The sequence below is a fragment of the Bradyrhizobium sp. WSM2793 genome (assembly GCF_000379585.1).
Taxonomy (GTDB): Bacteria; Pseudomonadota; Alphaproteobacteria; order Rhizobiales; family Xanthobacteraceae; genus Bradyrhizobium.
In genome coordinates, this window is sequence record NZ_KB902777.1 from 141,383 (window position 1) to 161,646 (window position 20,264).

The window sequence follows — 20,264 nt, forward strand, 5'->3', positions numbered from 1 at the left end:
CGGCACCTGATGTGCCTCACGCCCCGCGCTTGAACGGCGCCACTTCGATCCCTGCATCCTTCAACGCCTGACGCAAGGTCCGCGCGATCTCGACGGCGCCGTGCGTGTCGCCATGAATGCACACCGTGTCGGTGCGCATCTTGATGACCTTGCCCGTCACCGAGACCACCGCGCCGTCCTGCACCATGCGCACCACGCGGTCGGCAATCGCCTTGGCGTCGTGCAGCACCGCGCCGGGCTTCTTGCGCGAGACGAGATTGCCGTCGTCCTCATAGGCGCGGTCGGCGAACACCTCGTGCACCATCGGCAGATTGGCGGCTTCGCCGGCCTTCACCAGCTTGGAATTGGCGAGCACGACGAAGATCAGGCTGGGATCGACCGCCCGGATGCCGGCGGCGATCGCCTTCGCCGTCATGTCGTCCTCGCAGGCGACGTTGGAGAGCGCGCCATGGGCCTTCACATGCGTGACCTTGTGGCCGGCCGCGGTCGCAATCGCCTGCAATGCACCGATCTGGTAGGCGACGAGGTTCTCGATCTCGGACGCCTTCAGGCCCGCGATCGGATGGCGGCCGAAACCGTGCAGGTCGCGATATCCGGGATGGGCGCCGACCGAGACGCCGCGCGCCTTCGCCAATTCCACCGTCCGGCGCATGATGTCGGGGTCGCCGGCATGGAAGCCGCAGGCGACGTTGACCGAGCTTGCGAGCTCGATCATCGCGGGATCGTTGCCCATCTCCCACGCGCCAAAACCTTCGCCGAGGTCGCAATTGAGATCGATTGTCTTCATGGGTTGCTCTCCGCCTCTGGTCGTCGTGTCGTTTATGGCTCCGCCGTCACCTGCCAGGTCCCGGCATCCACGGCGCTCACAGCATAGCCCGCGACGTTGGCATCGCTGAGCGCCTCGATGTTGAGCGCGACGGTGTCGGCAGAGCGCAGGCGATCGGGCAGGTTGCGGATCAGTTGCGCAAATTTCCTCGCCTCGTCCTGCGCCTCGGCCATGCGCACAGCCCTGAAGCGGAACGCGGTTCCCGCCGAGGTCTGGGCGAGGCGGCCGACGTCGGCGGTGATGACGGTTGCGATCTTCGGATAGCCGCCGGAGGTGCCGCGGTCCATCATCAGCGCGATCGGCGAGCCGTTGCCGGGCACCTGGATGCTGCCGTTGACCGTACCGTCGGAGACGATGTTGTGGCCGTGCAGATGCTTGATGGCGGGGCCCTCGAGCCGGTAGCCCATGCGGTCGGAGGTCGCCGAGATCTTCCACTCGCTGTCCAGGAACAGCGCCTTGTTGGCGTCGTCGAACTCGTCGTCCTGCGGCCCCAGCACGACGCGGATCGGACCGCTCACGGGCTTTGGCAGCTCGATCCGCAATTCCGGGGCGCCGCTCGCGGCATCGACCGAAATTTCATCACCGGCCTGGAGCGGGCGCGGGTAGGGGCTGCCGAGGCCGGCGCGGGCATTCACCGCGAGACTGCCGAACACCATCTCGCCTTTGATGGCGCCTTCGATGGCGAGATAGGTGAACGCGCCGCCGCGGGCAAAGCCCAACGTCAGCGTCTCGCCGTCCTTCAGCGTCACCGACGTGTCCATCGGGACCGGGTTTCCGGCGACGTCCGCATTGCGCGGCGCGCCTGAAATTGCAACACGCACGGCGCCATCGCGCGCGGTGAAGGCGGCGCCGAACGGGCCGATCTCTACAGTGGCCGCGAACGGCTCGTTGCCGACCAGCGTGTTCGCCGCAGCCAGCGACAGGCGGTCCATGGCGCCGCTGACCGTCAGACCATAGCGCTGTGCGCCGTGGCGTCCGCCGTCCTGCACGGAGCTTGCCGGGCCGATGCTGGCGACGACGAGCCGGCTCATGCGTCCACCTGCTCGGCGACGATCGCGCCGGCTTCCGCAGCGCGGTCCAGCTCCTCGAAGGTCTTGTGATCGATGGAGAAGAACGTCACGCGGTCACCGGGTTCGGTGAGGAAGGTTGGATCGCGGTGGAGCTGATAGGTTCTGACAGGCGTGCGGCCGAGCAGATGCCAGCCGCTCGGGGCGGCGAGGCACTGGATCCCGGCCTGGACGCCACCGATCGAGATCGTGCCGGCGGGCGTCAGCAGCCGCGGATTTTGCCGGCGCGACATGTGCAGGGATTTGTCGAGGCCGCTGAGATAGGACCAGCCCGGCGTGAAGCCGATCATGGCGACCTTGTAGTCGCCGCCCGCATGCCGGGCGACGATGTCATCAGGCGTGGTGCTCAGCGCCTTGGCGACATCCTCGAGGTCGATGCCATGCTCGCCGCCATAGGCGACGGGAATGCGCCAGCGCCGCGCTTTGGTGACCGGCGGCGGCGGCTGGATAGCGATCGGGAGCAGTTGGTCGCCCAGCGCATCGAAACCGATCTTGCCGGGATCGTAGTGCACCAGCAGCGAGCGATAGGTCGGCACAGTCTCGGTGATGCCATCGATCGGGCTTGCTGCGAGCGCCTTGTCCAGCGCCAGCACGCGTTGGTTGGCATCGTCGTCGATGGTGCGGCTGAACTCGACCGTGACGGCGCTGTCGCCACTGGGCAGAAGGCGGGGCGGGGGGAGCGTCGCGGCCATTGAGCTGTCGAAGAGCTGTCGAAATCGGGCTTTTGCGGGAGCGGGCTCGACCTTGAGTTCCGCCTCACCCCTGCTTCGCGTAAATGCGCCCGCAAGTCCAATAAATTAATGCAGGAGGCCACGATAAGGCTTTGTTATCGCGTCGCATAACAGCCCACCGGCCCTGCGTTATTGATAGCCTCTTGGCCCTTGACGCAAAGCGCCCGGCTCGCAAGATGCGCTCGTTCTTTCCCGCCCATCCGGAGCTCGTCTGTTTCCATGTCGCTGTCCCCCGAAGCCCGCAAGATCCTCGCCGGCATCACCACTGCCACCATCACCACGGTCCTGCTGAAAAAGGGCCTGCGCAACGTGTGGATGCGGGGCGCGCGGCCGCTGCGCCCCGGCCTGCCGCGTCTGGTGGGGCCGGCCTTCACGCTGCGCTTCGTGCCGGCGCGCGAGGATCTGGCGACGCCGGAATCCTGGTCGTCGCCGATCTCGACCCGCACCGCGATCGAGGCGATGCCGGAGGGCTGCATCGCCGTGGTCGATGCCATGGGGATCACCGATGCCGGCATCTTCGGCGACATCCTCTGCGCCCGCATGATGAAGCGCGGCGTCACCGCGCTCGTCACCGACGGCGTCGTGCGTGACGTCGAGGGCGTGCTCGGCACCAACCTGCCGGTGTGGTGCGACGGCTATGCCGCGCCGCCTTCGGTCGCCGGCCTGACCTTCGTCGGCTGGGGCGAGCCGATCGGCTGCGGCGGGGTTGCCGTTTTTCCGAATGACATCGTGGTCGCCGACCAGGACGGCTGCGTGCTGATCCCGCAGGCGATGCTCGAGCACGTGCTCAACGAGGGCGTCGAGCAGGAGCGGATGGAGGCCTGGATCGTCAACGAGGTGAACAACGGCGCGGTGCTGCCCGGCCTCTACCCCATGAACGCGGAAACCAAGGCGCGCTACGCCGCCAGCAAGAAGTAACCAAGCGAGGACCCCATGGAGATCACTGTTGCCGGCACGCGGCTGACCCGCCGCGCGCCCAAGGAAAACTTCACCGGTACCGTGTGGCAAGACCCCATCATCATGGCGCCCGCACCGGCACGGCTGAACTGCTCGCGCGTCGCCTTCGAGCCCGGCGCGCGCACCAATTGGCATCACCATCCGCTCGGGCAGACGCTCTACGTCATCTCCGGCGTCGGCCGCGTCCAGACCAAGGGCGGTCCTGTCAGGGAGATCCGCCCCGGCGACACCGTCTGGATCCCGCCGGGTGAATTGCACTGGCACGGCGCTTCGCCGACCAACGGCATGTGCCACATCGCCATGCAGGAGGCGCTCGACGGGACCTACTCGACCTGGCTGGAGCCGGTCACAGACGCGGAGTACGGCGCGGCGCTGGGCTGAGGCGCACATGTCCCGGATCAGCGGCGCAGCGTTACCGGACGATGCTTCGCATCGCCTAGGCTGCACCGCGCCCGGGACACGGCAACCTACATCCGTTCCGCCGTCCAGGTGCCCGTGCACAGCGCACCGCGCCAGGTGCCGGAGCCCGAGGTGCCGCTGAGCCGGCCGAAGCCGACGGCGCGCTTGATGCCGGTGCTCAAGATGACATTGATGCTGCCGGCGTCCGCCACGCGGCCCGATGCCGTCACCGCGGCGCTGGTCGATGCGATCTGCCCATTGTTGATACCGATCGCGACGGTGGCGCCGTTGCCGCAGGTCTCGCTCGAGGACGAGATCCGCACGTTCCAGGCGCCGTCGAAGCTGGTCGATGCTGCATTTGCCTGTCCGCAGAGCAGGGCGGCGGCCCAGATCGCGGCGAAGATACCCTTGCAAAGATGTCGCATGACACGCCCCATTGGCTGAACCTGCGGGGCATCGTGTCACGACACGGGGCGGACCGATGTGAGGGGTGTCACGGATGCGGTCGGACGGTCCAGCGCGAACGTGTCGGAGCGCCGCCGCATCAGCCGGGCAGAGCCGTGAAAGCTGGCGTTCGTAGCATCACCTTGTTTTCGCGGTGCGATCGATCACGCGCGCCAGCGAGACGGCGGAGTTTGTATCGACCAGCGGGGTCTTGCCGACTGTCTTTCGCAATGCGAACGCCTCGGATGCAAAAAGCTTGTCCGGATCATCAGGGGCGTCCTTGATGCCGGTGAGCAGGCGGATCTGCATGCCCTTCAGGAGCTCTGTCACGGCCGGTTTGGCGATTGTCTTGTCGTTGGGGTCGGCCAGGAGTGCCTCTTCCCAGCCGCGGTGAGCATTCTTGGGTGTCACGCGCTCCACAAGCTTATCGTAGCTGGTCTGGTAGGCGCCGATGGCCACGAGGCGATCGTTTTCGGCGAGCTCAGGCGAAGTGATCACCTCGGAGCGCAGAGTCAGCATCTGCTCGTCTGCATGCTCCAGCTCCCGCTTCATGATGCTGCTTGCAACACCCTGCCAGTGTCGGTGAAATCCGAGCTGCGTGAGAGGGTTGATCGTATCAGGCCCCTCGGGCAGCAGGCTGGCCGTGAACTCTATGGCCAGAAGGCAATAGTCCAGGCCAGACACGCGCTGGCCGTCCAGCAGCAATCTGTCGTCGGTCACCACCAGTCGCTTGGCAACCGCTTCGTCCAGGTCGGGGCCGGCAACCAGGAGATAGCCGCTGCGGGCGAGCGCATTGCCGTCGGCATAGGAGAACAAGGGCGTGACGATGTTGAGTCCGAACAGGCCCGCGACCCGGTCGTAGATCTTTTCAGCCACGCGCAACCCGTCGGAAACGCCCGGCGCGAGCCCGGTCTGTGTGGTCAGGTCGGCCGCCAGTTGCAGGACCTGTTGCGCGACGTCGTGAAACGGAAGGCGGAACAGCCCGACGAACAGGGACAAATTATCCTGCTTCATGGGCGCGCGCCTGACCGCGTAGATATTCTTGAAGTCGACATACCCCGGAGCGGCACCGGCGGCCTTCAGCTGAGCGGCGATCTCGTCATTGCTCAGGATCGTGGGTCGGCGCTGACGTCCGTCGCCGAAGCTGAACTCGGTGAGCACGACGCCGAGCGGAAGGAACGAGCTGAAAAACTTGCCGCCCTCGCGCAAGCCCATTTCGACCATGCGCACGCCGAAATAGCTCGCTTCGGGCTGGAAGGTCTGTCCCGCGGTCATCGCGTTGCCACCGCTCGACGCGACGTAACCGACATAGGGGCGCCGCAACTCGCGGCTCGCCCAGTGTTCCACGACGTTCTTGAGTGTGGCCCAGACTGTCATGACATCCTTCCACTCCAAGCAGCTCAGTGGTTGCTCACTGGCAGCGAGCTGCCCAATCGGTCGACTGCGCCAGCAAGATCGGTGAGAGCCAGATCGGACTTTCTTCGTCGTAGTTCAGGCTTTCCCACGATGCGCGACAGGCTTTGCGGAACGCGACGCAAACGGACCGCGTCTTGTGGAGCTCGTCATAGAACTCCCTGGCGAACTGCGGCGCGCGTTCGTCCTCGACATTCCATCGGAAGCCCAAGGCGTAGGGGATTCCGTTCATCACCAGTTGCTGAACGCAGCCCTTCGAGATGCCACGGCAGGCCGAGAGGTAGACCAGTGTCGTCGTTGAAAGCCCGTCGGATGCCGCCACCCTGTCGAGCTTCAGGCCGACCGCTTGCTGCGGTTGCAGTCCGGGAAGGACGAGGGTTGCGGTTTTCTGGCCATCGCTCCAGGCGTGACCGGCGTAGTGGAGAATGGTCGGCCGGAATGCGTCGAGCTGCTTCAGCAGATAGGGGGCGGCCTCGCCCGGAGGGGCGTCCGACAAGTTGACGACCTTCAAATCGAAACAGCCCGCGGCACCCAGCTCTGTCACGTGCTTCAGTTCGGTATCGATATTGCCAAGCTTGTCGAATTTCTTGCCATCGCAGATCGCGCTGTCGAGCTTCAGATCGGGATGTTCGCCGATCTGAGAACGAACGAACATCAGTTTTGCACCCGGTTTGATCCGCGCCCGCTCACTGGCCCTTCCGCGGACAAAGGATGGAATGCGCCGGACGATCGGCGCATAGAGCAGCACGAATGGCCCATTTTCCTCCGAGAGATAACGTACACTCGCCTCGAAGGGCACCGGATAAAAGCCTGCGTCGCTGATGACGAACCGGAACGACAGTCCCACCAGCCCGCCCGCGGACTTCTCGATCTGCGAGAACAGATGTTCGCCGATCGCTTTGACAACGAAGCTTTTGAACAGGCGTGTTCCGATGTCCCGCGTTTGGCCGAGCCAGTTGTTCAGCGGCATCTCATCGCGCGCATAAGTCTGAGCGGCAGATTTGAGGTCATCGAGATCGCTGATGGTGTTCCAGCGAAGCATAGGAGAGCCGTCTTCACCCGTTCCGAGTCGGCATTCCACCTTGGCGCTATGGATTTCGATCTCGATCACGCGGAACGCGCCCGGAATCGCATCCGTCTCGTCGGGATGCCCGGTGAGCATCGCAATGAACGGGCGCAAGATCCGATGCCGGTGCAGCTGCAGCGCGTCCATCGGCAGGATCAACGCATTGCCTGCTGCTCGGCACTCTTCCTCCAGGTCCGCGCAGGTTCCGAACGAAGGTGCGATGACCAGCACGGAGGTGTGGGGGTCCTGGGCCAGGACGACGGTGTTGAGCACGTGCTTCGCGCCAAGGGTCGTGCGTGTGTCGAATACGGCGCTGGGGTCAGTCGGCAACCGGGCGTCGAGCACGAGCAATTCAGTCTCATTCGCGATGAGCCACTCGCTGGTCTGGTCCGGGGTCATCAGAGGCTTGTCGTACAAGTCCTCCAGGGCCACTCCGGCCGCGAGCAGATGTCCCCGCAGGGTTTCGAACATGCTTGGTTCGGCGGTGGCTATGGCAATCTTTGCTGTCATACCGGTGCCTCCTGCGCGCACAATGGCAGGTTGAACTCGAATCCCGCGCCGTCCAGCTCGATCAGATCGCCGTCGTGCTGTTCGGCAGCCTTGCGAATAGCCTCGACCGCGACGCTGGCCATCTGCCGTGCTCGGTGCTGGCTCTGCTCGATCGGATCCGCCGCCGACGGTGCCAGAGCGTCGGTAATCGTCGCGGGCAGGCGCATAGACACCGAGAGGCGATGCGGCGGCCGTTCCGCGATCGTCACGGTCAACCTGTCGTTCGGCGTGATGCGCAACAACAGCAGAGAGCTGAGGGCGGAGCGAAATGCAAAGCTCAACCTCTTCGTCCATCCCTTGACCAACACCGGATGACGCATCGCAATCTGGTCGACGAGGTCGATCGCGGCACGATCCTCGACGGGAAGGCCTTCGACCTCGTGATAAAGCACTTCCAATACGTCGAATTTCTCGGGGGCCTCCTGCGGCGTCTGCTGAACGGTCAGACGATCGGACAGACGTTCGAAAGTCAGGTCGGCCCTCAGCAGGTGGTTGGCGGCCTGCTCGAGCAGCTCGGCGCAATTCCTCATGAGCTCTGGTTTGCTCAGGAGCGACGCGGCGCCGCGCAGCAGGCCGTCGGCCATCAACAGTGGGGCGCGGGTCTCGCGTGCAACGGCCGTGACGGTCTCTTCCAGATATCCCCAGTCGCTCTCCCGGCTTTGGTCCGCAAGGCTGGTAAACAGCCAGAGTTGATGACCATAATCGTCATTCAACGGCTCGCGATTTGCGAGAGTCGTCAGCTCGGTGCGCGGTGCGTCGCCGATCGTCAGGTGGATGTGAAGACGGTGCTGGATCCCGCATTCCGCCAGTTGCACGGAATCTTCGTTCCGGGCGCCAAATGACGAGAGCTTCTTGTCACGCGCCTGGCCGAAGATGTTCTCGGCTGCACCATTCATGTGGCAGATCGTTCCAACGGCATCCACGATCACGGCCGCCTGCTCGATTCTATCCATGAGCGCGTGCTCGATCGCTTCGTGCCAGCGAGCCGCAAAGATCTGTTCGCAGTCGGCGGCGAGGCCACTTGCCGCGTCCTGATCAGGCCCACGGAACGCGTTGAACTCCGATGATTCCATGTCCAGGATCAGTTCGATCTTGCCATTCACGAACAGGGGGACGGTCATGGCGGATCGCTGATCGGGTGCGGTTTTGATGAAGCCGTAGTTCCTCTCGGTATCGCCGATGTCTGGAACAACCAGAATGCTCCGCTCGGCCAGGCAGCTGCCGAGCATGCCGCTGGACAGCTCCTGGGTGTACTCGGCCCTGCGGTCAGGAGCTTTCACGAGCAGGTTTCGGTCGTTCTTGACGTGCTCGGCGACCAGCACGAACTTGCTGCGGCGGCGATCGACCCGGAACACGCCGACATACTCCCAGCCCAGACATTTCGTGGTGCCTGTGGCCAGCAGCTCGGCGATGACGCGTGCGCTCGTTGCCTTGTTCAAATCGTCCTTGAGTTTGCGCAAGGCGCGTGCCTGGGCGTGTTCCATGGCGGCGTCTGCGGCCTGCAATATCTCCTCGACGCCGAGATTTTGCAGCGTGCGCAGATCCGAGGCCGTGTATTGGTGCTTGCGGGACAGCAGAGCAAGCGAACTTCCAAACCGGCCTCCGGCTTTGCGGATCGGCAATACGATCATCGACTCGAATTCGTCGGCGATGATGGCCTTGCTCACGGGGTTGTCCATTTCCTCCGGATTGAGGCGCTCGACGAACGCGGCCAAATTGTTGTCCCACGTCTTGCCCTGCTCGAGCCAATCGATCACGCCGGGCGGCACCTTGAACCAACGCGTGCTCCACTCCCAGCTGGGTCTGGGAAAGACGGTGACCGCTCGCCAATAATCGCTGAGATCGTTGTAGACCCCGAACGTGCTCATTTCGAACGGGATGACTTTGCCGATGGCCTGAAGCGTTGCCTCGATGATCTCTTGCGGATCATCGTGCTCGGCTAGAATCGTCTTGAGCTCACGACGGGCGCGATCTTCGGCAAGAGGAGCGAACAGCACCAACAGCCCTGCCGAGCTGTTCGGTGCTTCCATGTAAGGTGTTCCGCTCACCCTTGCCAGAACGGAACGACCGTCTTTCGGGCGGAGCCTGACGAAGCTCGAGAAGCCCGTTTGTTTGGTGATCCATTCGGCGAACAGGTTCGTCGTTCCCTCGTCCTCGGATCCGAACACGAGGGAGAGCGACATCTCCTTGAGTTCTGATTCCGAGAAGCCCAGAACCTGCACCGCGCGCTCGTTTGCGAACCGGATCTTGCCTGTCAAGTCGGTGCGGAGCACGCCATCCTGCAAGGCATCGAGGCGGCTCTGTTCAGCGCTCTGGTCGAGCAGGAGTGCGTAATTGCCCGGCTTTCCATCCTCGTCGCGCAACGGGCCGATCTCGACTCTGACCTGACGAACCGTTTCGTGGGTCTGGATGTCCGCGCGCAAACTCGTGTTGTGATTTGCCCGGAGGGCCATGCACACGTCGGCTGCACGGGGTCCGAACAATCCGGAGAAAGCAGCGCCGCGCCTGCAGGGAATGAGCTTGTCGAATGCCGCATTCGAATAGACGATGCGGCCGTCGTTCGCCAGTTCGACGAAGGGAATCTCGCTGTAATGTGCGGCTTCATCGAGCGCGTCATACCGATCCGACAATACGCTCAGCATGGTATTTTGCGATTGCAGGATTTTGCCGACGGTCTGAGCGTCGAAACCGAACTCCGAAACCAGCATCCGCGCTTGCTCGTTGACCAGTGGCTGCAGCGCGGTCGTCAAGCTTGTCTGCCGACTTCGGAGCGCGCCGATCACATGGCGTCGTATGCTTTCCTCCGACATCAACAAGCCGGGGCCCCAGTCACCTGAGACTAGCGATGGCGTCGCACGGAGTTCCTCCATAACAACCTCGCTCGCTTACGCAACTATCGGCGCCGAAAGAAGATCGGCAAATGACTTTTTCAGTTTACTCAATCTCGGCGAAACGGTGCCGACTGCGCGGTAAAACAGGTCGCAAAGGGTCTGGCGATCAATCCAGACTAGAAGCAACTTCGGCGGGCAGAGTATGAAATGGTTCACAATGGGGGCATTTGAATCGAGCGGTCCTACGACACGAGGCCCCGGCTCGCATGGGCGGGGATAGCGACGACTATCCCGGCCAGTCGGATCATAGATTGCAGGTTGTGTGACGAAAACGTCAGCCTACCTGCGCCACGTTGGCTCACGTGCAATCAGCGCCGCTCAATTCACCCGCGTCCAGGTCTGGCCGCCGCAGAACATGCCGCCGAAGGCGCAGCCCTGCACGCGCAGGCGGTCGGTGCCCTTCATCGCGATCGTCGAATCGTAGGTCGAGCCGGAGTTCGGATCGAGGATGCGGCCGGACCATTTCTGGTCCTTGCTGGGCTTCATGTTGATCAGAACCTGCTCGCCATTCTGGTTCGATTTGGAATCAACCGAGTAGCCGCAGAGATTGCTGCCGCATTGCTCGATGCGGACCTTGCCTTCCTTTTCCTCGGTGAGCCAGACGCCGAGCGGCGAGCTGAGGTCGCGTGTGGCCGCGGCTGCCGGAGCCGGCGTGGCTGCGGCCGCCTGGACGGGAGCGGCGGCAGGCGCCGGAGCGGGCGGCGGAGGCGGCGCCGATGGCGCAGTAGCGACGGTCGGAGCGGGCGGTGGAGCCACGGTGGGCGCTGCCTGCTGCTCAGCGGGCGCAGGGGCCGGGGGCGGCGCAGGCGGCGGCAGCACGGCCGTATCAGCCGGCGCGTTGGTGGCGGTCGTGGTCGGCGGAGGCGCCGGCGGTGGTGGCGCAGGAGGCGGCGCCACGGCCGCAGCAGCCGCGGGCGCCTGCACCGCTGCGGGCGGGGCGGCGGGAGCGGGAGCTGGAGCGGCTGGTGCCTGCGGATCGACCGTGGCCTGCTGCGGCGCCTGGTCGTTCTTCTTGGCCTTCTTGGCCTTGGCCTGGCCGGTGTTGTCGTACACGCCGGGAATCTGCACCGTGCCGCGGTCCGGATCGATCCGGATGGTGCGTCCGCCATATTCGAAAGTGTACTGTGCTTGAGCAGCTGTACTCGCCAACAGGAATGCGACCGCGGCCAACAGCTTCCTCATTTCCATCTCCTGAGCAGATAGTCCCGGACCGACGCTTACGCCTCGGTTCGTTCTTCAAAAGTGATCTAGATCACTGTCCTCGGTATAAGTCGTGCGCGTGCCGACCTTGGTTCAATAACGCCGAACTCTGCCCGGAGTTGGGCAGGGCGGCCCCGCTCCAATTTGGCGCGCCTGAGCGGCGAAGATTCAGCGCGCGGCGTCTACCTCCGCGGACAACCCGCATTGGCGGCCTGGTGGGCGCGGGCAAGCGCTGCGTCGTTCGCTTTATCGGCATGAACATCGACCGAACCAACGAGGCAGGCCTTCGTGCCATCGATCGCGAACACGGAGAGCTCCTGGAGCTCCTTCTCATCCTCGCCGACCTGTCGCCAGGTGCGGATCACCGCGGCCCTTGGCACGCCGGCTCGCATGATCCATTGCACCTTTTCGCCGAACGACTTGCCGGCGCCGCGCCATTGCGCGGTCGGCCCGGACACCTTCTCGATTGCGCTCCGAGGCGCAATCGTGACCGATACGATATTGCCTTCGTCGGCAAAGCTCACCACGTAACCGGCCGGACCCGGGCAGGTCCACAGGCCGAGTTCATTTGTCGACACGTCCTTGCAGGCCGGCCCTGTCGCGGGCGTGAACTTCGTCTTCGCGACCGCACCGTGGACCCCGCTGATCCCGAGCGCGATTGCGATTGCCAATTCCCGTCGCATTGCTAGTCGAACCACGCTGCATAGATCTTCTTGTAGCTGCCGTTCTCCATCGAGATATGCAGCCATTGGTCGACGAAGGCCTTCAGCGCCATGTCGCGCTGGAGCCAATAGGCCTTCTCGGAGAAGTCGAACGGTTTTTCGGGATGCACCGCGCAGAGCACGCCGGCGTGCTGCTTCTGCTGGTAGCGCGTCTCGGAGGCGTCCGTCATCATCAGATCGGCGTTGCCCTTGGCGATCTCGTCGAAGATCACGGTATTGTCGGAGAAGACGGTGATCTCGGCGTCCTTGATGTTGGCACGCGCAAAGCGCTCGTTGGTGCCGCCGGGATTGACGATCACGCGGGTGCCCTTCTTGTCGATATCGGGAAGCGTCTGGTACTTGCCGACGTCGGCGCAGCGTGCGATCGGCGTCTTGCCTTCGCGCATGATCGGCGTCGAGAAGAAGCCCTTCTTCTGCCGGTCGAACGTGACCGATACGCCGCCCATGGCGATGTCGAACTGGTCGGCCTCGAAATCCTTCATCAGCTCCGGCCAGGCGGTCGGAACGAACTCGACCTTGACCCCGAGCGCCTTGCCGAGCGCCTCCGCCATGTCGACGTCGAAGCCGCTGAATTTTTGCGTCGCCTTGTCCAGATAGGTGAAGGGCTTGTAGTCGCCGGTCATGCCGACGCGCAAGGTGCCGCGCTTGACGATCTCGTCGAGGCGCGAGGTCGCCTGCTGCGCGTGAGCCGAAATGTTCGTCAGCAACGCCACGGCCGCAGCCGCCAAGATTCGAACAGCCATCCGTACGATCATGTCTTTTCCACCCCTGCGCGAGCTGTCATTGTGCAGCTCTTGAGGGGTGGATTTAGACCAGATGCCAGTCGCTGGCGAGATGGAATTGAAGGGAATCTGGACGTGACGATCTCGATGTACGAGGCTCTGTCGGCCTCTTCGTCCCGCATTTGCGCAACCTGTCGGGACTGCTCGACAAGGGCGTGGCGTATGCGGAGGCGCGCAAGTTCAATCCGGCCGTTCTGCTCGGTATGCGGCTGGCCCCGAACATGTACGATCTGGCGCAGCAGGTCGGCGAGGCCTGCCGGCATGCCGTGGTCGCCCCGGCCTTGCTTGCGGAGCTCGAGCCGGTGGCGCTGCCGGCGCTGGAGCACGACATGGCCGGGCTTCAGGCGCGGATCGCAACCTCGATCGAGTTCATCGAAAGCCTGCCGCGTGCGGAGATCGATGCGGCGGCGGAACGGAATGTCTTCTTCAGGCTGAAGAACGGGACCGAGCTGCCCTTCACCGGGCGAGCGCTGCTGCTGACGTTCAGTGTCCCGCAGTTCTTCTTTCACGTCACGACCGCCTACGACCTGCTGCGGCATGCAGGTGTCGAGCTGGTGAAGAAGGATTATCTGGGAAGGAAGTAGTTGGCGAGGCTCGGTGTGCACCTCTCCCTTCGGGAGAGGTGCACGGAGACCTGGGGCCGGAGCGCTAGGCTTCGCCCTTGCGCTCGTAGTCGGCGAGCGAGCTGCGGCCGGCGATCTCGCTGCGCAGCTGCTCGAAGCGCCTGTTCGCCTCGTCCTGCTGGACGTCGACGAAATGCACCGCGGCCTCACTCGTCATGGGGCCGCTGACCACGGGCGTGGACTGTTCGCCGATGGTCTCGTGGACGTAATACTGGCCGTCATCGCCGCGATGGACCGTCCATTTCAGGCGGATCGCCACCATGGGGCCGGGCCCGACCTTGCTGTAGCCGTCGGCATCGGTGTGCTCCGGCACCAGCGGCTGCTCTTCGACCATTGGATGCTCGTCGACTGACTGATGCTCGTCGACTGACTGATGCTCGTCGACCGACGGATGCTCGTCGACAGCCGAATACTCATCGACGACCTGATGCTCGTCGGGGTCCACGTGCTCGCGCTCTCCGGCAACCACGATCTCCGTCTCGGTCTTGCGAATGACGAGGACGGGCTCGGGGTGCTCCAGGATGCTGGCGATGGTCGCCAGCGCGTGGTCGGTCGGGTCGATCTCTGACAAGGGTTGATCCTCCAGCTCGGCACGGCCGGCTAGTCCTGTCCCGCTGCCGCCGCGCTTCCGTCACCATTACGCGCGCTTGATTAAGGCTGAGTTGGGGCTCGATCTGCACCAAAATGGGACGCATTCTGGCCTTCCGAAGGCGGGTGGACTAAGCATGATCCGGAAAAGTGCGCAGCGGTTTTCCGAAAAGATCATGCTCAAACAATAACTAAAGCGCGATGACGATTCATCGCGCTTTGTCCATCCGCTTTCGGCTTGTTCAGCCCAGCACGTCCTGATTGATGATGTTCTGCCGGATGGGATCGCCGTCCAGCACACTCAGGATGTTGCGCGCGGTCTGCTCGCTCATGCGGCTGACCGCCTCCACCGTGACGCCGGCGACGTGCGGGGCGATGATGACGTTGGGCAGCGCGAACAGCGCGTTGCTGACCGGCGGCGGCTCCACCTCGAACACGTCGATGCCGGCGCCGGCGAGCTTGCCGGAGACCAGGGCGTCGTACAGCGCGGCTTCCTTCACGATGCCGCCGCGCGCGGTGTTGATGAGATAGGATTTCGGCTTCATCCGGCCGATCCGCGCTGCATCGAACAGACCGACGGTTTCCGGCGTCTTCGGGCAGTGGATGGTGACGAAATCGGCGTGAGGCAGCGCGACGTCGAGGTCGGCGACGGGCTCGCAGCCGGCGGCCTTGATCTCGGCGGCTGGCTTGTAGGGATCGTAGACCTGCACGGTCATTTCCATCGCCAGGCACCGCTTGGCGGTACGGCTGCCGATGCGCCCGAAGCCGATGATCAGCACGGTCTTGCCGTACAGATCGAACGGCAGCATGCCGAGCCGGTCGGCCCATTTGCCGTCCTTGACGCAGGCGTGCAACTCGTTCGCGCGCTTGGCCAGCGTCAGCATCATGAACAGCGCCTGCTCGGCGACCGAGGGCGAGTTGGCGCTGCCCGCGACCATCAGCGGCACCTTGCGGCGGGAAAGGGCGGGCACGTCGACGGCGTCGTAGCCGACGCCGATGCGGGTCACGACCTTCATGTCCTTGGATGCCTCGAGCTCGGTCTCGCCGAAGGCGGTGGCGCCGAGCGCCACGCCATGGACCGGCGCATGGCTCTTCAGCAAGGCCTCGAAATCCCTGGCCGAAATCAGGTTCGCAAACTCGACGAGCTCGATATCGTCCCGCTGGGTGAGGAGGGCGCGTGCCCCTTGCGACAAAGTTTGTGTAACGAAAATCTTCTTCTTGTTGGTCGCCATCGTCCCCTGCCTGCGCGAGTTTCTTGGACCGGCGTCACAACACGACGCCGGTCGCCTCGTTTAGCAGGTGCATGTTATTGAGGTCCATCGCCAAACGCATGGGTGCCCCGTCCTTGGCGCCGGCGTTGGGATCGACGCGGCCGCAGATCGGCGTGCCCTCGAGCCCGAAATAGACCAGCGTCTCCATTCCCATCGGCTCGGTGACGTCGAGCACGGTCTCGAAGGTCTCGACGCCCGGCCCCAGATGCGCATGCGACTCGGTGAGATGCTCGGGCCGCAGGCCGAGCAGCAGCTTGTCGGTGCGCGGCAGCGCGTTGTAGCGCGCCGCGCGGGCCGGCGGCAGCGCGAACGCGATGCGGTCGGTGAGCCGGATCTGGAGCGTGCCGCCGGCGTCCTCGAGCCGGCACGGGATGAAGTTCATGGCGGGCGACCCGATGAAGCCGGCGACGAAGCGCGTGGCCGGCTTGTGGTAGAGCTCATTCGGGGTGCCGATTTGCTCAATCTTGCCCTTGTTCATCACCACCACACGGTCGGCCAAGGTCATCGCCTCGACCTGGTCGTGGGTGACGTACACGGTCGTGGTGCGGACCTTCTGGTGCACCTTCTTGATCTCGATCCGCATCTGCACGCGCAGCTTGGCGTCGAGATTGGACAGCGGCTCGTCGAACAGGAAGACCTTCGGGTTGCGCACGATGGCCCGGCCCATCGCGACGCGCTGGCGCTGGCCGCCCGAGAGCTGTTTCGGCTTGCGGTCGATCAGGTCGGTGATGTCGAGGAGGCGGGCGGCTTCCGTGACCCGCGCCTTGATCTCGGCCTTGGGATAATGCTTCAGGCGCAGCCCGAACGACATGTTCTCCGCGACCGTCATGTGCGGATAGAGTGCGTAGTTCTGGAACACCATCGCGATGTCGCGGTCTTTCGGCGGCACGTCGTTGACGACGTCGCCGCCGATCATGATGTCGCCGTCGCTGATGTCCTCGAGGCCTGCGATCATCCGCAGCGTCGTCGACTTGCCGCAACCGGAGGGGCCGACCAGCACGATGAACTCGTGGTCGGCGATATCCAGATCGATGCCGCGCACGGCTTCGACGTCGTCGTAACGCTTAACCACTTTCCGCAAAGCAACGTCAGCCATGAGACATCAACCCTTTGTCGCACCGGCGGTCAGGCCGGCAATGTAGTAGTCCATCAGGAAGGCGTAGATGATCAGCGGCGGCGCCGCGCCGAGCAGCGCGCCGGTCATGATCTGTCCCCAGTTGAAGACGTCGCCCTTGATCAGCGTCGTGGTGATGCCGACCGGCAGCACCAGTTGGTCCACCGAGGTCGTGAACACCAGGGGATAGAGGAACTGCGCCCAGGATACGGTGAACGCGAAGATGGTCGCGGCGATCAGGCCGGGCAGCGCGACGGGGATGAAGATCCGCGTCAGGGTCTGCAGCCAGGAGGCGCCGTCGATCAGCGCGGCCTCGTCCAGCTCCTTCGGGATCGAGGCGAAATAGCCGATCATGATCCAGGTACAAAACGGCACCGTCAGCGTCGGATAGATGAACAGCAGCACGTACCATCTGTTGAGCAGCGTGATGCCGGTGATGTCCTGGACCATTCCGAGCACCTTGAACAGGGGAATGAACAGAAGACTGTCCGGGATCAAATAGGTGAGGAAGACGCCGGTGGCCAGCGTCGCCGAGCCCCAGAACTTCATCCGGGCCAGCGCAAAGGCGGCAGGGATGCTGATCAGCATCGTGATGATGACGACCACGATCGACACGATCGACGAATTCCAGAAAAAGCGCAGGAACTGGTTCGAGCTCAGGAGCTCGACATAATTCGACAGCGTCGGATGGAACACCCACCAGGGATTGGTCGCCGCCGATATTTCCGCGCTGCTCTTGAGCGAGGTGATCAGCATGTAGATCGGGGGCGTCAGGAAGAAGATCGCAAACAGCACCAGGAAGAAATAAGACCAGCGCAGCGCCCAGGTGCGGTCGCGGCTCATGCTGCCGTATTTGATCTTGCGGGAGGGGCCGGCCTTGTCGATTGCAAGCGTGCTCATCAGGCTTCATTCCCGCGTTTGTTGACATCGCGCAGGATGAAGATCGCTGCGACGGCGAGGATCGGCACCATGAACAGGGAGACGCAGGCGCCGAGCGGAATATCGCTGCTCTGGATGCCGACCTGGAATGCCCAGGTGGCGAACAGATGCGTCGTATCCAGCGGGCCCCCTGACGTCAGGATGCGCACGATGTCGAAATTGGCGAAGGTCACGATCAGCGAGAACAGCGTCGTGATGGCGATGATGTTGCGCATCATCGGCAGCGTCACGTACCAGATCCGCTGCCACCAGTTGGCGCCGTCGATCGCCGCGGCCTCATAGAGCTGTTCGGGCACGGATTTCAGCGCGGCGAGGTACATGATCAGGAAGAACGGCGCGCCGTACCAGACATTGACCAGGATGACGGAGAAGCGCGCCCAGAAAGTGTCGCCGAGCCAGGGGATCGGACCGACGCCGAAGAAGGACAGCGTGTAGTTGAAGGCGCTGTAGGAGGGATCGAACAGCCACAGCCAGGCCAGCGTGCTCATCGCCGGCGGAATCACCCAGGGCACCAGCAGCATGCCGCGCCATTTGCGCTGCTTCTTGCCCGGAATGTTGTGGACGAAATGCGCGACGATGAAACCGATCAGCGCCTTGAAGACCACCGCGGTGATGGCGAAGATGCAGGACTGCCGCACCACCATCCAGAACGTCTCGCGCTTGAACAGGAAGGTGAAGTTGCTGAGGCCGACGAACTTCGTCATCGCCTTGTTCAGCGTCGCGAGGTACACCGAGTAGAAGGCGGGGTAGAGCACGAGCAGGACGATCAGTAGGATCAGCGGAAGCGTCAGGAAGAACGCCACCGTCGATTTCCGTCCGAGCGCGTTGCGCAGGCTTGATCCCTTCCGCGCGCCCCTTGCACGGACGGCGCGACCTTGCTCGACGACGACATCGGCCATCTCAGCTTCCTTGAATCAGCTCTATTGGATCTACTTCTTTGTCCAACCGCGAAGCCGGCCATTGGGGTGGGCTTCCCGGCCATGCGAATTCGATGACGGGATGCAGGCGGCTCACGCAGATGGCGTGAACCGCCCCGCACACCCCACCTAGCTCCGCATGAAGCCTTCGCACTCGCCCTCGGCCCAGGCGAGGGCCTGATCCATGGTCTCGCCGCGTGCAAAACGCAGCGCCATCTTGGTCAGCGTCGCCTGGAAATAGATCTGCTGCGCGATCTTGGGCGGTGCCGGGGACGCCGCGATCGACAGCGTCTGATGCTTGTAGGGGTCGGGATAGTGGAAGAGCGTTCCCTTCGGCGGCCCTTCCTCTTCCCATGTCTTGAGCTTGGTCATGTTGGCGTAGGCCGGCAGGTCGTAGCCGCCGCTCACCGCGACGAACTTCTCGATCGACGATGGCGAGGACATGTGAACGAGCAGGCTCTTGGCCGCCTCCTTGTTCTTGCCAAAACTCCAGACACCCCAGAAATAGGGCAGGTACGGTGCAAACCGGCCCTTCGGACCGGACGGGAATCCGTGCGTCCAGCACTGCTCGGCAACCTGCGGCGCATCGCGCTTGGCGACGGCCCAGGCGCTCGGCGGATTGAGGATCATCGCGCCGCGGCCGGAGATCAGCCATTTGTTGTTGGAGGCGTCGTCCCAGGACGGCGCATCCGGCGGCAGGAAGGCGATCAGCTTCTTGTAGAACTCCATGGCCTGGCGAACCTGATCGGTCTTCACCGTGATGTCGCCCTTGGCGTTGACGAGCTCGGCGCCGAACGACTGGAAGATCGCGCCGGCGGTGTCCACGCTGTCGGTGGTCTCGCCGAGACCGATGCCGAACGGAACGCCGGCCTTGTGGCAAGCCTCGGCTGCCTTCAGGAAGGTCTCCATGGTCCAGTTCTCGACCTTGGGCGGGCCGCCGACCGGGTACATCTCCTGCACGTCGATGCCGGCATGCTTCTTCATCAGGTCGATGCGGGAGCAGGGACCCTTGATCTGGCTGCCGGGTGTCGCGGGCACTGCGAGCCATTTGCCGCCCGACTGCCCGAGATATTTGACCGTGCCGTTCACCTCACCGTTCTGCTTGAGAAGCGGCTCCATGACGTCGTTGAGCGGCTCGAGATTCTCGGCATAGGCCTGCGGCCACCAGCTCGGCATCTGCAGGATGTCATGACCAGACTTCGCCTGGGCTTCGGCCGCAGCGGTCAGCTCGATCTTCTTGTTGTTGCTGGTGATGTAGTCGATGGAGACTTCGACCTTCTCCTTCGCGGCCCATTCGTTGACGAGGTCGGTCGAGGCCTTGTTGGCGCCCGGCACCCAATGGTCCCAGAAACCGATCGAGAGTTTGCCGGCGGCGTAAGCGCCCCGGACATAGGGCGCTGTGATCAGCGCCGCGGAGGACATTGCAGTGGCAGCCACAAATTGACGTCGCGTCAGTGTCTTGCGTGACATCTCGTTTCCTCGCCTGGGTGTTTGTTGTTGGAGTTTCCTCTAAGACTTCTTTTCCGAGTTCTTGTTGTTGGATTTTCTTATTGATGCCGTCGGCCCAGGTGAACAATTCACGCAGGCCGCAGCAAATTGGTAGCGCGATCAGATCATGATTGACCGCGTCTGTCGAGAAAGCCGAACGGCTCGCGCCTAGAACTAACGTTGCGTCCTCGAACGCGGCAGCGCCGTGCCGGTGGTGAGCTGCGATCGCTTGTTTTGCGACGCACACGTCGCGAGAGCCGGCCTGGAACGATCTGTG

Annotated in this window: 18 protein-coding genes and 1 pseudogene; 3 read left to right on the top strand and 16 right to left on the bottom strand. The window is 63.6% G+C overall.

The window, feature by feature from the left end:
* Nucleotides 1-16: 16 nt before the first annotated feature.
* Genes A3AS_RS0112870 through pxpB form a run of 3 tightly spaced genes read right to left on the bottom strand, consistent with a single transcriptional unit; the run spans nt 17 to nt 2,585 of the window.
* Nucleotides 17-787 carry a LamB/YcsF family protein gene (locus tag A3AS_RS0112870; RefSeq protein WP_018317990.1) on the bottom strand — a complete coding sequence of 257 codons (771 nt, stop codon included), beginning with the start codon at nt 785-787 and terminating at the stop codon, nt 17-19.
* Nucleotides 788-819: 32 nt separating this feature from the next.
* On the bottom strand, nt 820-1,857 hold the full coding sequence (locus A3AS_RS0112875; RefSeq protein ID WP_018317991.1) for a biotin-dependent carboxyltransferase family protein: 1,038 nt from the start codon (nt 1,855-1,857) through the stop codon (nt 820-822).
* Nucleotides 1,854-2,585: a 5-oxoprolinase subunit PxpB gene (gene pxpB, locus A3AS_RS0112880; RefSeq protein ID WP_018317992.1), complete on the bottom strand. Its 732-nt coding sequence runs from the start codon at nt 2,583-2,585 to the stop codon at nt 1,854-1,856. Before pxpB ends, A3AS_RS0112875 begins: the two co-directional genes overlap by 4 nt.
* 258 nt (nt 2,586-2,843) lie before the next feature.
* Here pxpB and A3AS_RS0112885 point away from each other — a divergent pair, with 258 nt between their 5' ends.
* Complete coding sequence (locus A3AS_RS0112885) at nt 2,844-3,542, top strand: ribonuclease activity regulator RraA (protein WP_018317993.1); 699 nt, start codon at nt 2,844-2,846, stop codon at nt 3,540-3,542.
* 15 nt (nt 3,543-3,557) lie between these two features.
* Nucleotides 3,558-3,962, top strand: a complete 405-nt coding sequence (locus tag A3AS_RS0112890) for a cupin domain-containing protein (RefSeq protein WP_018317994.1) — start codon at nt 3,558-3,560, stop codon at nt 3,960-3,962.
* Between the two features lie 86 nt (nt 3,963-4,048).
* Here the strand turns inward: A3AS_RS0112890 and A3AS_RS0112895 are convergent, their stop codons facing one another.
* The 7 genes and pseudogenes from A3AS_RS0112895 to A3AS_RS0112925 all read right to left on the bottom strand — a co-directional run bounded on the left by A3AS_RS0112895 (nt 4,049) and on the right by A3AS_RS0112925 (nt 13,008).
* Nucleotides 4,049-4,405: a hypothetical protein gene (locus tag A3AS_RS0112895; protein ID WP_018317995.1), complete on the bottom strand. Its 357-nt coding sequence runs from the start codon at nt 4,403-4,405 to the stop codon at nt 4,049-4,051.
* Nucleotides 4,406-4,562: 157 nt separating this feature from the next.
* Nucleotides 4,563-5,801: a hypothetical protein gene (locus A3AS_RS0112900; RefSeq protein ID WP_157644264.1), complete on the bottom strand. Its 1,239-nt coding sequence runs from the start codon at nt 5,799-5,801 to the stop codon at nt 4,563-4,565.
* Nucleotides 5,802-5,835: 34 nt separating this feature from the next.
* The gene (locus tag A3AS_RS0112905) at nt 5,836-7,413 is read right to left on the bottom strand and encodes a CHAT domain-containing protein (protein WP_092258052.1); all 1,578 of its coding nucleotides are present in this window, start codon (nt 7,411-7,413) and stop codon (nt 5,836-5,838) included.
* Nucleotides 7,410-10,202, bottom strand: a complete 2,793-nt coding sequence (locus A3AS_RS0112910; RefSeq protein ID WP_157644265.1) for a PAS domain-containing protein — start codon at nt 10,200-10,202, stop codon at nt 7,410-7,412. The genes A3AS_RS0112905 and A3AS_RS0112910 overlap by 4 nt, the downstream gene beginning before the upstream one ends.
* A gap of 459 nt (nt 10,203-10,661) precedes the next feature.
* Nucleotides 10,662-10,937: pseudogene (locus A3AS_RS49995) on the bottom strand (DUF2147 domain-containing protein); the annotation flags it as partial.
* A gap of 788 nt (nt 10,938-11,725) precedes the next feature.
* Entirely contained in the window at nt 11,726-12,214 is a 489-nt protein-coding gene (locus A3AS_RS0112920; RefSeq protein ID WP_018318000.1) for a hypothetical protein, read from the bottom strand.
* Between the two features lie 14 nt (nt 12,215-12,228).
* Nucleotides 12,229-13,008, bottom strand: coding sequence for a transporter substrate-binding domain-containing protein (locus tag A3AS_RS0112925; protein ID WP_018318001.1), 780 nt, complete (start codon nt 13,006-13,008; stop codon nt 12,229-12,231).
* Nucleotides 13,009-13,169: 161 nt separating this feature from the next.
* Here A3AS_RS0112925 and A3AS_RS43410 point away from each other — a divergent pair, with 161 nt between their 5' ends.
* A complete protein-coding gene (locus A3AS_RS43410; RefSeq protein WP_018318002.1) occupies nt 13,170-13,631 on the top strand; it encodes a DUF1993 family protein in 462 nt (153 codons plus the stop codon).
* 64 nt (nt 13,632-13,695) lie between these two features.
* Here A3AS_RS43410 and A3AS_RS48275 read toward each other — a convergent pair whose 3' ends face one another.
* The 6 genes from A3AS_RS48275 to A3AS_RS0112960 all read right to left on the bottom strand — a co-directional run bounded on the left by A3AS_RS48275 (nt 13,696) and on the right by A3AS_RS0112960 (nt 19,969).
* Nucleotides 13,696-14,241 carry a hypothetical protein gene (locus tag A3AS_RS48275; RefSeq protein ID WP_018318003.1) on the bottom strand — a complete coding sequence of 182 codons (546 nt, stop codon included), beginning with the start codon at nt 14,239-14,241 and terminating at the stop codon, nt 13,696-13,698.
* A 259-nt stretch (nt 14,242-14,500) separates the two neighbouring features.
* On the bottom strand, nt 14,501-15,490 hold the full coding sequence (locus tag A3AS_RS0112940) for a hydroxyacid dehydrogenase (protein ID WP_018318004.1): 990 nt from the start codon (nt 15,488-15,490) through the stop codon (nt 14,501-14,503).
* Nucleotides 15,491-15,524: 34 nt separating this feature from the next.
* The gene (locus A3AS_RS0112945; protein ID WP_018318005.1) at nt 15,525-16,625 is read right to left on the bottom strand and encodes an ABC transporter ATP-binding protein; all 1,101 of its coding nucleotides are present in this window, start codon (nt 16,623-16,625) and stop codon (nt 15,525-15,527) included.
* A gap of 6 nt (nt 16,626-16,631) precedes the next feature.
* Complete coding sequence (locus tag A3AS_RS0112950; protein WP_018318006.1) at nt 16,632-17,543, bottom strand: carbohydrate ABC transporter permease; 912 nt, start codon at nt 17,541-17,543, stop codon at nt 16,632-16,634.
* The gene (locus A3AS_RS0112955; RefSeq protein WP_018318007.1) at nt 17,543-18,481 is read right to left on the bottom strand and encodes a carbohydrate ABC transporter permease; all 939 of its coding nucleotides are present in this window, start codon (nt 18,479-18,481) and stop codon (nt 17,543-17,545) included. Before A3AS_RS0112955 ends, A3AS_RS0112950 begins: the two co-directional genes overlap by 1 nt.
* A 147-nt stretch (nt 18,482-18,628) precedes the next feature.
* Nucleotides 18,629-19,969, bottom strand: coding sequence for an ABC transporter substrate-binding protein (locus tag A3AS_RS0112960; protein WP_018318008.1), 1,341 nt, complete (start codon nt 19,967-19,969; stop codon nt 18,629-18,631).
* Nucleotides 19,970-20,264 lie beyond the last annotated feature (295 nt).

Excerpts from the sequence above, each read along its gene's own strand:
- A3AS_RS0112870 (WP_018317990.1), bottom strand. The coding sequence starts at position 787 with ATGAAGACAATCGATCTCAATTGCGACCTCGGCGAAGGTTTTGGCGCG.
- A3AS_RS0112960 (WP_018318008.1), bottom strand. The coding sequence starts at position 19,969 with ATGTCACGCAAGACACTGACGCGACGTCAATTTGTGGCTGCCACTGCA.
- A3AS_RS0112875 (WP_018317991.1), bottom strand. The coding sequence starts at position 1,857 with ATGAGCCGGCTCGTCGTCGCCAGCATCGGCCCGGCAAGCTCCGTGCAG.
- A3AS_RS0112900 (WP_157644264.1), bottom strand. The coding sequence starts at position 5,801 with ATGACAGTCTGGGCCACACTCAAGAACGTCGTGGAACACTGGGCGAGC.
- A3AS_RS0112925 (WP_018318001.1), bottom strand. The coding sequence starts at position 13,008 with ATGGCTGTTCGAATCTTGGCGGCTGCGGCCGTGGCGTTGCTGACGAAC.
- A3AS_RS0112885 (WP_018317993.1), top strand. The coding sequence starts at position 2,844 with ATGTCGCTGTCCCCCGAAGCCCGCAAGATCCTCGCCGGCATCACCACT.
- A3AS_RS0112955 (WP_018318007.1), bottom strand. The coding sequence starts at position 18,481 with ATGGCCGATGTCGTCGTCGAGCAAGGTCGCGCCGTCCGTGCAAGGGGC.
- A3AS_RS0112950 (WP_018318006.1), bottom strand. The coding sequence starts at position 17,543 with ATGAGCACGCTTGCAATCGACAAGGCCGGCCCCTCCCGCAAGATCAAA.
- pxpB (WP_018317992.1), bottom strand. The coding sequence starts at position 2,585 with ATGGCCGCGACGCTCCCCCCGCCCCGCCTTCTGCCCAGTGGCGACAGC.
- A3AS_RS0112945 (WP_018318005.1), bottom strand. The coding sequence starts at position 16,625 with ATGGCTGACGTTGCTTTGCGGAAAGTGGTTAAGCGTTACGACGACGTC.
- A3AS_RS0112940 (WP_018318004.1), bottom strand. The coding sequence starts at position 15,490 with ATGGCGACCAACAAGAAGAAGATTTTCGTTACACAAACTTTGTCGCAA.
- A3AS_RS0112890 (WP_018317994.1), top strand. The coding sequence starts at position 3,558 with ATGGAGATCACTGTTGCCGGCACGCGGCTGACCCGCCGCGCGCCCAAG.
- A3AS_RS0112895 (WP_018317995.1), bottom strand. The coding sequence starts at position 4,405 with ATGCGACATCTTTGCAAGGGTATCTTCGCCGCGATCTGGGCCGCCGCC.
- A3AS_RS0112905 (WP_092258052.1), bottom strand. The coding sequence starts at position 7,413 with ATGACAGCAAAGATTGCCATAGCCACCGCCGAACCAAGCATGTTCGAA.